Annotated in this window: 14 protein-coding genes and 1 pseudogene; 7 read left to right on the top strand and 8 right to left on the bottom strand. The window is 68.7% G+C overall.

What is annotated here, in order from left to right; translation table 11 throughout:
• Positions 1-15 precede the first annotated feature (15 nt).
• Positions 16-516, top strand: a complete 501-nt coding sequence (locus tag KVA01_RS00405) for a DUF3253 domain-containing protein (protein WP_233438713.1) — start codon at positions 16-18, stop codon at positions 514-516.
• A 204-nt stretch (positions 517-720) separates the two neighbouring features.
• Positions 721-1905: a M20 metallopeptidase family protein gene (locus KVA01_RS00400; RefSeq protein WP_141268474.1), complete on the top strand. Its 1185-nt coding sequence runs from the start codon at positions 721-723 to the stop codon at positions 1903-1905.
• 35 nt (positions 1906-1940) lie between these two features.
• On the opposite strand, the gene KVA01_RS00395 is transcribed toward KVA01_RS00400, so the two are convergent.
• The 3 genes from KVA01_RS00395 to KVA01_RS00385 all read right to left on the bottom strand — a co-directional run bounded on the left by KVA01_RS00395 (position 1941) and on the right by KVA01_RS00385 (position 4137).
• Positions 1941-2882: a cation diffusion facilitator family transporter gene (locus KVA01_RS00395; RefSeq protein WP_068466908.1), complete on the bottom strand. Its 942-nt coding sequence runs from the start codon at positions 2880-2882 to the stop codon at positions 1941-1943.
• A complete protein-coding gene (locus KVA01_RS00390) occupies positions 2882-3349 on the bottom strand; it encodes an ArsR/SmtB family transcription factor (RefSeq protein WP_141268472.1) in 468 nt (155 codons plus the stop codon). The genes KVA01_RS00395 and KVA01_RS00390 overlap by 1 nt, the downstream gene beginning before the upstream one ends.
• A gap of 146 nt (positions 3350-3495) precedes the next feature.
• A complete protein-coding gene (locus KVA01_RS00385) occupies positions 3496-4137 on the bottom strand; it encodes a pyroglutamyl-peptidase I (protein ID WP_141268470.1) in 642 nt (213 codons plus the stop codon).
• A 151-nt stretch (positions 4138-4288) separates the two neighbouring features.
• Here KVA01_RS00385 and KVA01_RS00380 point away from each other — a divergent pair, with 151 nt between their 5' ends.
• The 3 genes and pseudogenes from KVA01_RS00380 to KVA01_RS00370 all read left to right on the top strand — a co-directional run.
• Positions 4289-5050, top strand: coding sequence for a TetR/AcrR family transcriptional regulator (locus tag KVA01_RS00380; RefSeq protein WP_082810161.1), 762 nt, complete (start codon positions 4289-4291; stop codon positions 5048-5050).
• Entirely contained in the window at positions 5047-6057 is a 1011-nt protein-coding gene (locus KVA01_RS00375; protein WP_141268468.1) for a DMT family transporter, read from the top strand. The genes KVA01_RS00380 and KVA01_RS00375 overlap by 4 nt, the downstream gene beginning before the upstream one ends.
• Positions 6058-6149: 92 nt before the next feature.
• A pseudogene (locus KVA01_RS00370) lies at positions 6150-7394 on the top strand (glutaminase); the annotation flags it as partial.
• A gap of 4 nt (positions 7395-7398) precedes the next feature.
• Here the strand turns inward: KVA01_RS00370 and KVA01_RS00365 are convergent.
• Positions 7399-8238 carry a TVP38/TMEM64 family protein gene (locus KVA01_RS00365; RefSeq protein ID WP_197461422.1) on the bottom strand — a complete coding sequence of 280 codons (840 nt, stop codon included), beginning with the start codon at positions 8236-8238 and terminating at the stop codon, positions 7399-7401.
• 341 nt (positions 8239-8579) lie between these two features.
• Here KVA01_RS00365 and KVA01_RS00360 point away from each other — a divergent pair, with 341 nt between their 5' ends.
• Positions 8580-8870 carry a hypothetical protein gene (locus KVA01_RS00360; RefSeq protein WP_141268464.1) on the top strand — a complete coding sequence of 97 codons (291 nt, stop codon included), beginning with the start codon at positions 8580-8582 and terminating at the stop codon, positions 8868-8870.
• 109 nt (positions 8871-8979) lie between these two features.
• Here KVA01_RS00360 and KVA01_RS00355 read toward each other — a convergent pair whose 3' ends face one another.
• The 4 genes from KVA01_RS00355 to KVA01_RS00340 form a co-directional block, all read right to left on the bottom strand.
• Positions 8980-11514 carry a S8 family peptidase gene (locus tag KVA01_RS00355; RefSeq protein ID WP_141381546.1) on the bottom strand — a complete coding sequence of 845 codons (2535 nt, stop codon included), beginning with the start codon at positions 11512-11514 and terminating at the stop codon, positions 8980-8982.
• Positions 11515-11588: 74 nt separating this feature from the next.
• The gene (locus KVA01_RS00350; RefSeq protein ID WP_031273379.1) at positions 11589-12545 is read right to left on the bottom strand and encodes an AAA family ATPase; all 957 of its coding nucleotides are present in this window, start codon (positions 12543-12545) and stop codon (positions 11589-11591) included.
• 177 nt (positions 12546-12722) lie between these two features.
• A complete protein-coding gene (locus KVA01_RS00345) occupies positions 12723-13115 on the bottom strand; it encodes a recombinase family protein (RefSeq protein ID WP_141268460.1) in 393 nt (130 codons plus the stop codon).
• Entirely contained in the window at positions 13112-13522 is a 411-nt protein-coding gene (locus KVA01_RS00340) for a hypothetical protein (protein ID WP_141268458.1), read from the bottom strand. Before KVA01_RS00340 ends, KVA01_RS00345 begins: the two co-directional genes overlap by 4 nt.
• A gap of 210 nt (positions 13523-13732) precedes the next feature.
• Here KVA01_RS00340 and KVA01_RS00335 point away from each other — a divergent pair, with 210 nt between their 5' ends.
• The gene (locus KVA01_RS00335; protein WP_141268456.1) at positions 13733-14749 is read left to right on the top strand and encodes a DNA-processing protein DprA; all 1017 of its coding nucleotides are present in this window, start codon (positions 13733-13735) and stop codon (positions 14747-14749) included.
• The last annotated feature ends 14 nt before the right edge of the window (positions 14750-14763 follow it).

Raw genomic sequence — 14763 nt, 5'->3', positions numbered from 1 at the left:
ATGACGGAGCACGCGATGACTGAGCACACGCCGGACGGGCACCACGTGGTGGTCAACGGGCGGAAGTGGCGTGCCACGGATCCGGGGATCCCGGAGACGCTGCGCGCGGAACTGGTGAAGGAGCTGATGAGCGCGCGCCGGGCCGTGAAGTCGCGGGACAGTGCGGCACGGGAGCGGGTCCAGGACGCGAAGGTTGCCCTGGGGGAGCGGGGCGAGCCGTGGTGGGAGACGCCGTCCGAGGACGGGCTGCGGGCGCGCGAGGCCGCGACCATCCGGGCCCTGCTGCGCCACCGGGGCGGGTCCACCATCTGCCCCTCGGACGTGGCCCGGTGCCTGGGCGGTGAGGAGTGGCGGGAGCTCATGCCGCAGGTGCGTGAGGTGGCGGGTGAACTCGCCAGGACCGGAGAGACCACGGTGACCCATAAGGGTGAGGCGGTGGATCTCGCGACCGCGCGGGGACCCGTCCGGCTGGCACCGGGCCCCAAACTCGCGGGAGGACCCGAGCAGGGGGACTGACGTCGCCGCGCATGGTGTGCGACACGTCACGTCTGCAGGAAAAAGGTGAGATGGTGGAGCCAGTGACCACTCGCGGGCGTGACGGGCCCGGGCAGGAGCCCGCGAACGCGCCCGGCAGAGCCTGCGTTCATGCCGATGGGCCGACCGGCGGCCCGGCCGACCGCCTGACCGACCGACCGAGACCGAGATCGAAGGAGCCCCCACGTGTTATTCCTGGAGGACGCCCAGCTGCTGCAGCCCGAGCTCGTGGACCTGCGCCGCACCCTGCATGCACACCCTGAACTGGGCAACGACCTCCCGTGGACCCAGGCGCGTGTGATCGAGGCCCTCGAGGGCTGCGACCTGGAAATCACCACCGGGCAGTCGCTGACCTCGTTGGTCGCTGTGCTGCGGGGTGGCCTGCCCGGTCCGGCGGTGCTGCTGCGCGGGGGCATGGACGCTCTGCCCGTCGAGGAGTGCACCGGCCTGGACTTCGCCTCCACCAACGGGGCCATGCACGCGTGCGGCCACGACCTGCACACCGCCGGCCTCGTGGGGGCGGCGCGGCTGCTCAGCGCGCGCCGGGACGAGCTGCCCGGCTCCGTGGTCTTCATGTTCCAGCCGGGCGAGGAGAGTCCCGGCGGGGCGGCCCCGATGATCGAGGAGGGCGTGCTCGACGCCGCGGGAGAGCGCGTCGTCGCCGCGTACGGCATCCACGTGAGCCCGGGGGAGCCCGGCGTGTTCACGTACCGCCCCGGAACACTGATGGCGGGCGCCAACCATCTGAGCGTCACGTTCCACGGCAGGGGCGGGCACGGCTCCCAGCCGTGGACGTCCAAGGATCCGCTGCCCGCGCTCTTCGAGTTCGGCACCGCGCTGCAGAACATGGTCACGCGTCGCTTCAGCGTGTTCGACCCCGTGGTCGCCACCATGACGCAGCTCTGGGCGGGCGAGGCCATGAACGTGGTCCCGGACAGCGCTCGCATGGCCGGCAGCGTCCGCACGCTCTCCCGTGAAACGACCGAGCGCTTCCCGCACCTGGTCCGGGAGCTCGCGGACGGCATCGCCGCCGCGCACGGCCTCCGGGCGCAGGTCGACTGGAACGAGTTCTACCCGGCGACCATCAACGACCCCGAGGAGGCCCGCTTCACCGGCGAGACCCTCACGCGCATGTTCGGCGCCGACCACGTCCGGGTGATGGAGAACCCGCGCATGGGCTCGGAGGACTTCTCCTTCGTGCTCCGCGAGGTCCCCGGCTGCTACATGTTCCTGCAGTGCAGCCCCGCGGACGTGGACGTCGCCACCGCACCGTGGAACCACTCCCCGAACGTGCGGTACGACGATGCCGTCCTGGGCGCCCAGGCCGCGGCGCTCGCCGAGCTCGCGTGGGGGCGGCTGCACCGCGGCTGACGCGCCCAAGGCGCGGTGCGGCGTCGGCGTCCGCGTCAGTCGTGCAGCATCTCGTGCGACTCAGAGTCCATGACCTCCGCGGTCTCGATCTGGAACGTGGAGTGGTGCACCGAGACGTCGAAGTGCTCGGCCACGCAGGTCTTGACGTCCTTGAGCAGGTCCGCGGCGTGGCCGTCCCGGAAGCACTGGTCCTCCACGACCACGTGCGCGCTCACGGTGGGCAGGCCGGTGGCCACGGTCGAGGCATGGACGTCGTGCACGTCCAGCACGTGGTGCAGACCCATGATGTGCTCGCGGAACAGGTCGAGGTCCAGCCCCTGCGGTGTGAACTCCATGAGCACGGCAGCGGTCTCGCGCATGATCCGCAGCGCCCGCGGCAGGATGAGCGCGGCGATGAACAGGGCGGCGAGGGTGTCCGCACGTTCGAAGCCGGTGGTGGCGATGACGACGGCGGCCACGATCACGCCCAGCGACCCGAGGGCGTCGTTGGCAACCTCCAGGAACGCGGCGCGCATGTTGAAGTTGGCGCCGCGGCTCGAGGAGAGCACGAGGATCGCGATCACGTTGCACGCGAGGCCCAGGGCGCCGAACACCAGCAGCTCGGTGGGCGGCACCTCGCGGGGCTCCATGAGGCGCCGGACGCCCTCGACCACGGCGAAGATGCCGACGGCGAGCAGCAGGGAGGCCTGGGCGAGCGCCGCGATCACCTCGACCCGTCGGAAGCCCCACGTGTGCTTGGAGCTCGCGGGTCGGGACATCAGGTGCGCCGCGACGAGAGCGACGAGCAGACCCAGGGCGTCCGTGAGGGCGTGGACGGTGTCCGTGAGCAGGGCGAGGCTTCCCGTGACAATCGAACCGGCCGCCTGGGCCACCACCATGCCCGCGGTGAGTCCGAACGCGACCCACAGGCGCCAGGTGGTGCCCTGCGCGCCGGCGGCGTGGTCGTGGTTGTGACCGTGCGCGTGTCCGGCGCCCATCACCGCTCACCCCCTGCGGTGGCCGGGGTGACGGTGCCCGGTGCGACGACGGCGGCCGGTGCGGCGTCGTCCGTGGGGATCGACGAGGCGTCGGGCGTCGTCCCCGCGGCGAGCGGATGGTGCAGATGGCTGCACAGGGCGGCGTCCGTGCCGGTGGTGTGGAGGACGTGCTCCGCGGCGGTGATGACGCCGGCGAGCTCGTGCGGGTGGGTCAGCGAGTACCACGTGGAGCGGCCCTCCGGCCGTGCCTGCACCAGGTGGCACTGTGCCAGGAACGCCAGGTGTTTGCTCACGGTGGACTGCGCGAGGCCCATGTGCTCCACGAGGTCCCGGACCCGATGCTCGCCGCCCGCGAGGTGCTGGAGTACCGCGAGCCGGGTGGGTTCGCTCAGCGCCTGGAAGAGGTGGGAGTACGCCGCGGTGGCGCGGGCGTCCAGGGTGGGGAGTTCCTGCGGATCAATCGCCATAGAACGATGATATCGCTCTATGGCGTCACAGGACCACAGGAGTGACAGCGGTGCGGCGAGCACGGTGCGCCGTCCGCACTGTCTGGCCCCTCGGGGGGCGGCGAGGTGGCTCCTCCGCACGAGTGCTGCCCGCCCAGTCGGTCGTCTCAGGATGCTTGGGTCCCTGACTCCAGCGTGACGGCGTGCACCACGGCTGCCAGTGCGCGCACGAGGTCGTCGACCCCGAGTGCTGAGTGCGCGGGGGCGCCGTCCGGGTCGGTCTCCGCGCCGATACCTGCGACCCCGCGTGACCTGACCGCCGGTACATGGATGAAAGCGGCGGGAAGGGCCGTCTCGTCCAGTGCCGACCAGAACACGGCGTTGCACAGGAACGCGCCGGCGTCCTCGGAGGTCTCGGCGGGCACACCCGCGTCGCGGATCGCGCGGGTGAGCGCGGTGGGGCTGATGCGGGATTCGAGGCGGTCGGGACCGGGCGCGAGCGGGGTCGGGGCCCGGACCACGCCGTCGTTGTCCGCGGTGCCACCGTGTCCCAGGTTCCGGGCCCAGTGCTCCGGCGTGACGACCGCCCGGCCACCCGCTTCACCCACTGCGACGACGGCGTCCGGCCGGTGGGCCTCGACAGCCCGTAGCAGCGCGGGGCCCGCGCCGGACCACGTCACGGGCAGGATCGCCGTGACGACCTCCAGACCGTCCAGCAGGGCGGTGCCGCAGAGCCTGTCCACGACGACGCCGCTCGCATTCTCGCTCTCGCCCCCGAAAGGCTCGAACCCGGTCACCAGGATCTTCATGAACTCACCGTATCCGCCCCTCCTCGGCGGGGGTTTGACGGAGGAGTAAGGGGCCTCTTGGCGGAGGCAGGTAATTAGGTAGACTGATCTACCTAGTAACATCCCCACACGGTGCCCTTGCCGCACCCGCTGCACCTCCGAGGAGCCACCCATGTCGACCCGCACCCGCGAACCCGCGAAGGACCGGATCCTTGCCGCGGCCTCCCGCCTGTTCTACGCGCGCGGCATGGCGGCCACGGGCATCGACGCCGTGACCGCGGAGGCAGGCGTCGCGAAGATGAGCCTCTACAACAACTTCGCGTCCAAGGAGGACCTGGTGGTCGCGTACATTCACGCGCGCCACGAGGAGTGGCTCGGGCTGTACCGCGCCCGCGCTGAGGGTCTGACTGACCCCGTGAGGAAGGTGCTCGCGGTCTTTGATGCCTACCTGGACCACGCCCACTGCGCCTACGAGCACGGTTTCCGGGGCTGCGGGCTGCTCAACGCGGCCGCGGAGCTTCCCGCCGGTGCCCCCGGCCGGGAGGTGGTGCGCGCGCACAAGGAGCAGGTGCAGGAGATCCTGCGCGATCACCTGGCGGACGCCGGGCTGCCGAATCCCGCGGGCCTCGCCGAGCGCCTCTCCTTCCTGCTGGAAGGGGCGATGACCCGCGCCGGGCTCGAAGGAACGGATGAGCGGCTGCGCACCGCCCGCGCCCTGGCCGCAGACATGCTCGCCACGGTGCCGGCCGGAGCACCGGACCCTACCGGAGCACCGGACCCTCTCGGAGTGCACGCCCCCGCTGGGCCGCATGGTCCTGGCGGGACGGGGGAGCTCGCCGTCGCAAAGACGTCCACCGGCGCAACGATGCATGCCGGAACCGAGGAGAAGGCCGGGCCGAAGGCCCGCACGGGCAACAACCAGGCCGGGCAGTGAACAGGCAGCGCGCGGTGGGCCTCGCCGCGATCACGCTCACCGCCGTGCTGTGGGGAACGACCGGAACCGCGGCCACGTTCGCCCCGGGGGTGGGGCCGCTCGCGATCGGCGCGGCGGCCCTCGGGATCGGCGGTCTGCTGCAGGCCGTGATCGCGCTTCCGTCCCTGCGCCGGGAAGGGCGGTCCTTGCGCTCCAGCGCGGAGACGGTGCTGCTCGGTGCCGTCTCGGTGGCCGTGTACCCGCTCGCGTTCTACAGCTCGATGCACCTGGCCGGGGTCGCGATCGGCTCCGTGATCTCCTTGGCCTCCGCGCCGCTGGCCTCGGGCGTGCTCGATCGGCTCGTGGACAGGGTGCCGCTGGACCGCTGGTGGGCCCTCTCCGCCGTCCTGGGGGTCACCGGCAGCGTCATGCTGTGCCCCGCGACCATGGAGAGCGGTGCCGGGCTCTCCGCGGGAACGGTCTGGGGCATGCTGCTGGGACTTGTGGCGGGCGCCAGCTACGCGGGGTACTCGTGGGCCGTGCACCGGCTGCTGGGACGGGGGATCGGCCGCGGCGCCGCGATGGGTTCCGTGTTCGGCGCGGGCGGTCTGCTGCTCGTGCCGGTGCTTCTTGCCACCGGCGCGCCCCTGCTGGCCTCCGCGCAGAATTTTTCCGTGGCCGCCTACATGGCCCTCGTCCCCATGTTCTGCGGGTACGTCCTCTTCGGCTTCGGCCTCACGTGCGTCCCGGCGAGCACGGCGACGACGGTCACGCTGCTGGAACCGGCGGTCGCCACCGTGCTCGCGGTTCTGGTGGTCGGCGAGCGGCTGAACGCCCTGGGGTGGGCCGGCCTCGCGGTCATCGGGGCGGTGCTCGTGGTACTGGTGTGCGCGCCGTCGTCACCTCGCACCCCACCCCTCGCGGACGCGCCGGGTACGACGCCGCCGGGCCCCGCGTCGTCGTCGGCCGCCTCGTCCTCGCGCCCGACGACGACGCCGCGGCGCCCCGCCGCGCTGCCGCCCGCCTGACGGGGCCCGGCGTCGTGGGGCGCCCTCTCACGACCCTGCCCCACCCCTCGACCGGGCGCAGCGCCTAGGCTGGGACCAAGGAATCTCCCGTCCCGAGCTACCTGAAGAACGTCCTCGAGGCGTCGGCTGCCGCCACCGGCGGAGCGGTCGCGGACTACATCCCCGAACTCGCCGCCGCGGACCCGGACCGCGTGGCGATCGCGCTGGCCACGGCGGACGGCACCGTCTACACGCAGGGTGACGTGGACGCCGCGTTCTCCATCCAGTCGATGTCCAAGCCGTTCACGTACGCGCTCGCGCTCGCGGACCTCGGGATCGACGGCGTGGGGCGCAAGGTGGGCGTGGAGCCCTCCGGCGAGGCGTTCAACGAGATCTCCCTGGAACCCGGCACCGGCCGACCCCTGAACCCCAGGATCAACGCCGGGGCGATCACGACCCACGGCCTCGTGGCGGCAGACACCCCCGAGCAGCGGCTGGAGCGCGTGGTCGACTTCTACTTGCGCTTCGCCGGGCGGCAGCTGGGGATCGACGACGCCGTGGCGGACTCGGAGCTCGGCGAGGCACACCGCAACCTCGCGCTCGGGCACCTGCTGCGCTCGGTGGGGATCATCGAGGACGACCTCGTGGACGTGGTCGAGGGCTACATCCGCCAGTGCTCGGTCTCGGTGACCGTCGAGGATCTCGCGATGATGGCGGCCACGCTCGCGAACGGCGGCGTCCAGCCCCGCACGGGGGAACGGCTGCTGGAACCGCGGCTCGTGCGCCACGTGCTGAGCGTGATGATGTCCGCGGGCATGTACGACGCCGCGGGGGACTGGCTCACGAGCGTGGGCATCCCCTCCAAGAGCGGGGTCTCCGGTGGGATCGTGGGGGTGCTGCCGGGGCAGATCGGCCTGGCGGTGTTCTCCCCGCGGCTGGACTCGCACGGCAACAGCGTGCGCGGCGTGCGGATGATGGAGATGCTCTCCGAGGACATGAACCTGCACGTCATGGAGGCGGCGCGGCCTTCCCGCTCGGCCATCCGGGACGTGCGCGTGGAGGAGAGGGGCGGTCACGAGAGCACCGTCTACGAGCTGCAGGGCGACCTGGTCTTCGCGAGCACGGACGCACTGATCCGCAGGCTCGTGGACGATCCGCCGAGCACGCACCACGTGGTCTTCGACCTGGACCGGGTGGACGAGGTCACGGACGTGGCCGCGCAGATGTCCCAGTGGTCCATCCGCTCGCTGCTCGCGGAAGGGTACGAGGTCACGGTCTCGGACCCGCAGGGCGTGCTCGGGAACCTGGACCTCACCGCGCCGGCCCCGAGGATCGAAGAGCCTCGCCGCTGCAACTGAGCGGCTAGCGCTCCGGCTGCTCCGGGTGCTCCACATCTGCGGTCGGGGTGGCGCTCCCGGTCTGAGCGGTGCTCGTGGCCGGGGTGGCGCTCGCCGTGTGGGCGGCGCCGCTGGCCTTGGCGGCGTTCGAGGCCTTCCGGGTGCGGTGCAACTCGCGGAAGGCGAAGAACGTCAGCACGGCGACGACGATCCACGCGACCGCGACCACCACGCCGTTGCCCACGCCCGGCTCGGCGATGAACGCGCCGATGGCCACGAGCGAGACCTGCCCCGGGATCGCGCCCAGCAGGCTGCCAACCAGGAACGCACGCTGCGAGACGCCGAAGGCCCCGCTGCCGTAGTTGACCACCCAGTAGGGGAGTCCGGGCGTCAGGCGCAGCAGGTAGGTGCCCGAGGCGCCGGCCTCCGCGAGCCGCTCCTGGACGAGGTCCGCGTGGCTGCCCAGCAGCTTGATGACGGTGGTTTTTCCCAGCCCCCGCGCGAGCCAGTAGGCTGCCCAGCTGCCGAGCATGGCCCCGATGACGGACAGGAAACTTCCCTCGACCACACCGAAGAACAGGCCGCCGGTGGTGGCGAGCACCGAGACCGGGATCGGAGTGATCGCGAGCACCGCGTAGAAGAGGACGAACACCGCCCAGGCCCAGCCGCCCCAGCGGTCGAGGTCCCCGCGCAGCACCTCCGCAGACGGCAGGCGGACGTGGAACGCCAGCCACAGCATCGCGAAGAACACGATCACCAGGAGGGAGTTGCGGACCACGTCACCCCACGGGATGCCGCCGTTGCGGGCGGGACCTTTGTCCTCCACGGGTGTCACCGGACCGGCGGTGGGTGTCTCGTCGCTCATTCTCCCCAGTGTGCATGATCGCCGGGGGCGCGGTGAACAGGTGCGGCGAACAGGTCCGGCGAACGGGGCGGCAAACAAGGGGCGCGGTGAATGGGGGGGGCTGAGTCCACAGGGGCGAGCTGAGCATGCCCCGGACATGCGAAAGGCCCGTTCCCCCTCGACTGAGTGGAAACGGGCCTTGCGACACCGTGGAGGTAGCGCGACAGTGCTCGAACCTTGCCCCGCCCCTGCAACGGGTCATCGCCACGCACCGGATGATCCGGCGTCGGCCCAGGCCAGCGGCGATTTCGCGGGAGTTCGCGCAGCGTCTGCCGTGCCCGGTGCCGCGTCTCACGGAGGCGATGCTGGACGAGGCAGAGCGCCGTTACAGGTCCGGTGAGATCCTGCGGCTGATCGCGGGCGATCTGGGGGTAAGTCGTCAGCGGCTCGCTGAGCGTCTGCGGGACCGCGGGGTACGACTGCGTGGTGAGCAGCCGTCACCGGAGCAGGTGCTGGAGATGTGCCGCCGGTACGAGCAGGGCGAGTCGCTGGCCCGGGTCGGCGCCAAGGTGGGCTTCAACGCGAGCACAGTTCGCACGAACCTGCTCCGTGCAGGTGTCGCGCTCCGCGATCCTCACGGCCGGGAGCGGTAGAGGCACAACAGAAGAAACCAATCTCGATCCGCAAAAGCAGAAGGAAAGATCGCTCGTTGCTCTCCGAGTCGCCTAACCTCGAATACCGCATGGCACGTTGAGCGCTCTGCTAGCTCCGCACACGCTCTTGGGCTCGTTCGCGCGCCTGCTGGCGGAGTCTGGCCCGAACCTCGTCATGAATGGTAGTCGAGACTTCCTCAGCTGTTTCGATAGAAACGACGAGGGCGTAGCGAACGTTCTTCTTCTTGGGAAGATGCTGGGCATCGTCCATGCACTCGACGTGTATCGGGAACGCGTCGCCGTCCCCGAAGGTCATCGCTCGTGAACCTTGGACGAGTTCGTGTTGGAGGCTTCCACGCCTGACAGTGAAGTGCTCCCCTTCTATCCGATCTCCTGCCGCGAGCTTCGTGTCCGGGGTGTCGAAGTAGACCTTAGCCCCGCGATAACGCGTGAGCTGTCCCACCGTAGGTACCGCGTACGCAAGCGTGATGGTGAAGCGATGCCACGCCGCTCGTGATCGGAGCGATGGCGGGAGAGGGAGCTCGTACGTGTGTCGTTGGTCTCCGCCAATGCGGCCGCCGGCAATAAGCACAGCACGATTGGTGGCGGCTGCTCCGAGGCGGGCGGTATCGAGTCTGCCGTATCCGAGCATCGCTGAGAGCTTACGGCGAGCATCCTGCGCGGGGATACCGAGATCTCGGCGAAATCGAGCTTCCCATTCCCCCCAACTGCTCGCGTGCGTGAGGAGTGCTCGTACCAGAAGTGGGTGATACTCCGGGCCTGGCAGGGGCGAGTCTTCTTTTCCGTCAACGTCAGCTTCAAGGATGTCGAACAGACGGCTCGCTTCACGCGTGACCAGTGCCGTGGCATTGCTAGTGCCAAAGGTGAAAATCGTGCGATTCGTTGCGCCACTCCTTCCAGGTGCCGCAACTTGAAGTCCGGGTCCGGTCAGGGCGGTATGGGCTAGTTCGAGGTCCACCTTGTCCTGGCCAGGCACGATGACGGGTCGGACGTAGAGCGCCCGACCCCCGATGTGGTGAAGGTCAGGTTTGATAGAGCGATCAACGCCAGGCCCCGTCGCCCCGTAGTAGGCCGGCGCTCCTGGATCGGTGATGTCCCATACCGCGTCGGAGGTCTCGGTGTCGCCTAGCCCGTCGTTGTGGGTGGCGCCGATGGTTAGAGCATTGAGTGCATCGCCAGGAGGCAGGATTCCTTTGAGGATGCTCTTCTCGTGGACCGCCCGGGTCGCCGCGTGTCGCGCCGTCTCCACCGTGCTTGCTGAGGTTGCGGGAATCGTGATGGGGGCGGTGTGGTTGCCAGCGCTGACGATGAAGAGAAGGTTGTAGGTGTGCGCCAACCAATCCAGTAGTCGACCGACAGGACTCATCCGGCGAGCAAGAGCCCGTGCCTGAGCTCCGATGGATAGATTGACGATTCGGACGCTGGGAGCAGTGGCGTCCCGGCCGCCTTCACCCTCTTGGATGCGGCGAATCGCGCGGTGTAGCAGGTCGGGGAAGAGTCGCTCCGGATTGACCTGTTCATGGGTCGTGGACAGTTCGTGCGGCCTCATGATTGGTCGCACGTAAAGTGGACGATCTAGCGGCTCAGCAGGCGCCGACAGATCGCCATGGATGATGAGCGATGCCATTGCAGTGCCGTGGTTACGGGCAGCATTTGAGTAGTTGTCGCCGAGGTCCTCTGGGTCATCGATCATGAGTCGGCCAGTCAACGCATCATGGTTCTGGAAGGGCAACCCATCCAAGAGCGCGACCCGCGGCAACCCTTCGACACGCTCGCCTGCGGGCAGCCGCACTTCCGCCACGGGGTCTGTGGCGGCCGGAGCAACAGTCATGGGTGTGAACGGGCTGACGAACATCACATCGTCGGTGGTGAGCAAACGGATTGCAGCGGCCCCATCAGTGAGCACCGTCCGCACCTGCTGGATCGGCAGCTCTGCAAGAAGAGCGTGATAGGTGATGTCGCCGATCTGTGAACGATCCAGGATACGACCACCACTCGCGGCGATAACCTGCTCCACGTGCGACTCGGCCGCAGCTCGTTGCGAGGAGTCCCGCCTATACCAAAGCTCTACCTCGACTCTTACGGTGCTGACCGATTGGCCAATCATGTCGAGGGTTTCTTGCCAACGCTCGCGAAGGCCGGTCTCTCGGATGCGGTCTTCGGGTCCCCATCGTCTGATCGAAGTCAGCTGATGGAACGCATCCTTGAACTTGCCGAGTCCATGCTCGAACTTAGCGGACGGGTCTGCTTGCCACAGCGCGAAGAGTCGCAGGAGTTCATCGATCGCTTTAGCACTCGACATCACCATGTATAGAGAGTGCTGTACGGGCTTGTTTGTGCGACCAGCCTCTCGTTCGGTCATGTGGAAGTCGTCGTCGGGATCGGTGCGATCCCCCAGGAGCTGGGACAAGAACTCGAATCCGTCGATCTTGTCGATTGCGTTCTGGAAGTCCTGTACGGTGCCCGCCAGATCGAACACGACGACCAACGCAGGATCTACTTCGTCCGGGGCGGTTTCGGCGAGGCGTGCTCGCTCGGCATCAAAGGCGGCAGTGAGCTCTCTGAACTGGGGAGAGAGCCGTGCGCTCTGGCGGCCCGTGCCTGGTTTAGAGAGGCGCGGCATGTCGCGCGGACGTTGTGAGGGCCGAGCATCAACGACTGGCGGTGCGAATGCCAGGAGCGGCCTAGGCTCCGCGGTCACCCCGTTGCCTGACCGCGCCGATGCTCAAGTCGCTCCTGGACTATCCGACGGAGATTGTTTTCCGGGAGCTCCAGAATTGCGCGGCGACGAACATCGAGGGCGAACTCTTCCAACTCCGCGTAGCTCGCTCCGGCGAGCTTATCTGCCAGCGTGCGGGGGGCGAATCCGAGGTCGCCGCCAAGACGAGCAGCGAGTCGTTCAAGAAACTGCGTTGCTTGGGTGCGGCTAGGCGCGTCGAGTTCAGCACGAATCTGGAATCGACGCCATGCCGCGCGATCAAGCAATTCGCTGTGGTTAGTAGCACCGATGAAGATCACGTGCGCCGGGAGACGGTCGACTTGGAGCAGCAATGTGGAGACAACTCGTTTGATCTCTCCGGTCTCGTGCTCGTCCGACCGCTCCTTGGCGATGGTGTCGAGCTCGTCGAAGAACAGAACGCATCGACGAGTGCGGGCGAACTCGAACGCGTTGTCGAGCCTCGCGGCAGTCTCTCCGAGGAAGCTCGAAACGACGCCTTCGTACCGGACGACGTAGAACGGAAGCATAAGCTCGGCAGCGATGGCCTCAGCGACGCTGGTCTTGCCGTTGCCGGGAGGTCCGGACAGCAGTAGACGGTTACGTGGCTCGATCCCGTAGCTGCGCAGCAGTTCGGCACGCTTCTGTTCCTCAACGAGTTCCGTCAAGACTCGGTGCGGCACCTGCGCCAGCTCGATATCGCTCAGACGACGGCTCGGAACGATCTCCTGTACCAAGTCGCGGATCGCCGCCGAGTGGTCGTCGCGCACGTGGCTCTGGCCGGTCGTCGTGATGAGCTCCGAGAGGCGGTCGGCAACCAAGTGGTGCTGATTGGCACGCTCCTCAGCGATGACCGACTCGACTAGCACCCGGAAGCGGTCTCGATCACCCCGGCGCTCCGCTTCGACAAGGTCTAGGAGTAGGTCTGCTCGCGCCATGTCCTGCCTCCCCAATCTCGTGCCAGCATCCGTGGCTCTCAGTCTATCGTGGACGGCTCTGAGGCTACCGATCCACGCCGACATCAGGACGCGGTGCGGCCTTGCCCACTTCGTCCTGCTTCGAACTGACGACGGGAAGTGCGAACCTCCCACCTCCGAGCACGAACTTGCGTGTACTCAGTCCTCCCGGGATGAGTCGCCGACGAGTCGGGTGTCGGTCTCGACGTAGGCCTGCATGACACCGACCAGAAGTCCGTCGCGCTGGCTCGTCGCGCGCTCCTTTGCGACGTGGATCTCGACTCTGGCGTCGTGGAGTCGCTGCACGGTGGTGAGGTGGTCGGTGGTCCTCGTGCCGAGGCGGGCGAGGTCGTTGACGATCACCGCGTCCACGCTGTCGCTCTGGGTGGCTTCGAGGAGGTCGGCGAGTCCGTCGCCGGTGCGGCCGATGTTCGTGAAGGTGTCGGTGATCGTCAGGCCGTGCTCGCGGGCGTACGTGCGGCACTCGGCTTCCTGGCTCTCCAGCCAGCTCGGGTTCTGGGTTGCGCTTCGGCGATAGGTGACGGCGGTCATGATGCTGCTCCCGCCATCACGGGGACCGGCTCGTTCTCCACCTGTACTGCGCGGGCTGCCTTGCGGTGCTCGGCGTGCTCGTGCAGGCGGGCGCGGGCGAGGTGGATGAGGCTGATGGGTCCGAGCCAGAACATCTTGCAGGTGTTGTACGCGCACAGCAGCACGACCAAGTGGAGCCAGCCCCAGCCGGGGCCGGCCTGCGCGATGAAGTCCGTGAGGATCTTGATGGCCAGGAGGTAGGGGGCGGCGAGCAGCATCGCGGGCACGCCCCATTTGAGGCCGCGGCGGGTCATCACGGCGTCTCGGATCTGGTTCGTTGGCAGGAACCGGCGTACCGGGGTGAGGGCTTCGGCGGTGCGCTTGCTCCGTCGCCAGTGGCGGCGGACCGGGGCTGAGGTGGGGAACATTGCGGGCCTCCATTCAACACGTCGAACACTGTCGAGAAGCGGCGTGTTGGTGGTGGCCCCAGGAAGGGGCGGCCCCGAAGAGCCCTACAGATGGGAAGCTCCGCTTCACCTTCCACGATACGCCGGACCTCCGACGAACGGAACCCTGCATTGTCGTGCTGCGGTGCACCTGATTGGTAGTGCCCGCAAGAAGTGGAAGGACACCCGATCATGGCTTCACTGGCCGATTACGCCCCCGATGACCGCACCGCCCGCGTCATGCTGTCGATCGTCGCCGAACCAGGCGACGCGAGAGTGGGGCGGCTGCTGAACCGAGTCGGTGGCGTCGAAACGATCCGGCTGCTCGACACCGACACGGCGATGCCCGAGCTGCGGCGCGAGGATGCCGAGGTGCTCCGGCACCGGGTACGGCTGGCATCCGACGGTGCGGACTTCGATGAGCTGATGCCGCGCCTGCTCGATGGCAGGTACACGCCCTTGATCCCCGGCGACCTGGATTGGCCGGCCGGCCTGGTCGATCTGGGTGAGCGCGCCCCTTACGTGCTGTGGGCCGAGGGCGCGACCTCGTTGCTGTCGCGGCCGGTCTCTGATCTGGTCACGATCACCGGCTCCCGCGCCTCGACCTCCTATGGCGACCTCGTGGCCGGGGAGATCGCGGCAGGTCTCGCCGAGGAGGACAAGGTGATCGTCGCCGGTGGTGCGTATGGGATTGAGGCGGCGGCGCATCGCGCCGCTCTGAGCACGGGTGGGAGCACGATCGCGGTGCTGGCGGGAGGGATCGACCGGAACTATCCGCGCGGCAACACTGAGCTGCTGGACACGATCCGCGCTGTCGGGGCGGTGGTCTCGGAGCAGCCGCCCGGTGCCGCACCGACGCGCTCCCGTTTCCTGGCCCGTTCCCGGGTGCTCGCGGCGTTGTCTGCGGCGACGATCGTGCCCGAGGCTGGGGCGCGCTCGGGTGCGCTCGTCACGACCGAGCACGCGCTCCGCCTGGGCCGCGGCGTGGGTGCGGTGCCCGGACCGGTTACGAGCGCTGCGAGCACGGGACCGCACATGCTGATCCAAGACCGCCACGCCACGCTCGTCACCAGTGCACTGGATGCGCAGGCCTTGATGGACCGCCCCGGCTCGCCGCAGAGCCGACCGGCGGGCCGGACGGCCACGGGATCGAGCTTGGACCTCGAACAGGCGCGGGCCGAGCGCGACGAACCGGGCCGCCGTCTGTAGCTCCGCCTGCACTT

The sequence above is a fragment of the Kocuria varians genome, assembly GCF_006539885.1.
Lineage (GTDB): Bacteria > Actinomycetota > Actinomycetes > Actinomycetales > Micrococcaceae > Kocuria > Kocuria varians.
This window is presented reverse-complemented; position numbering and strand designations above follow the sequence as displayed.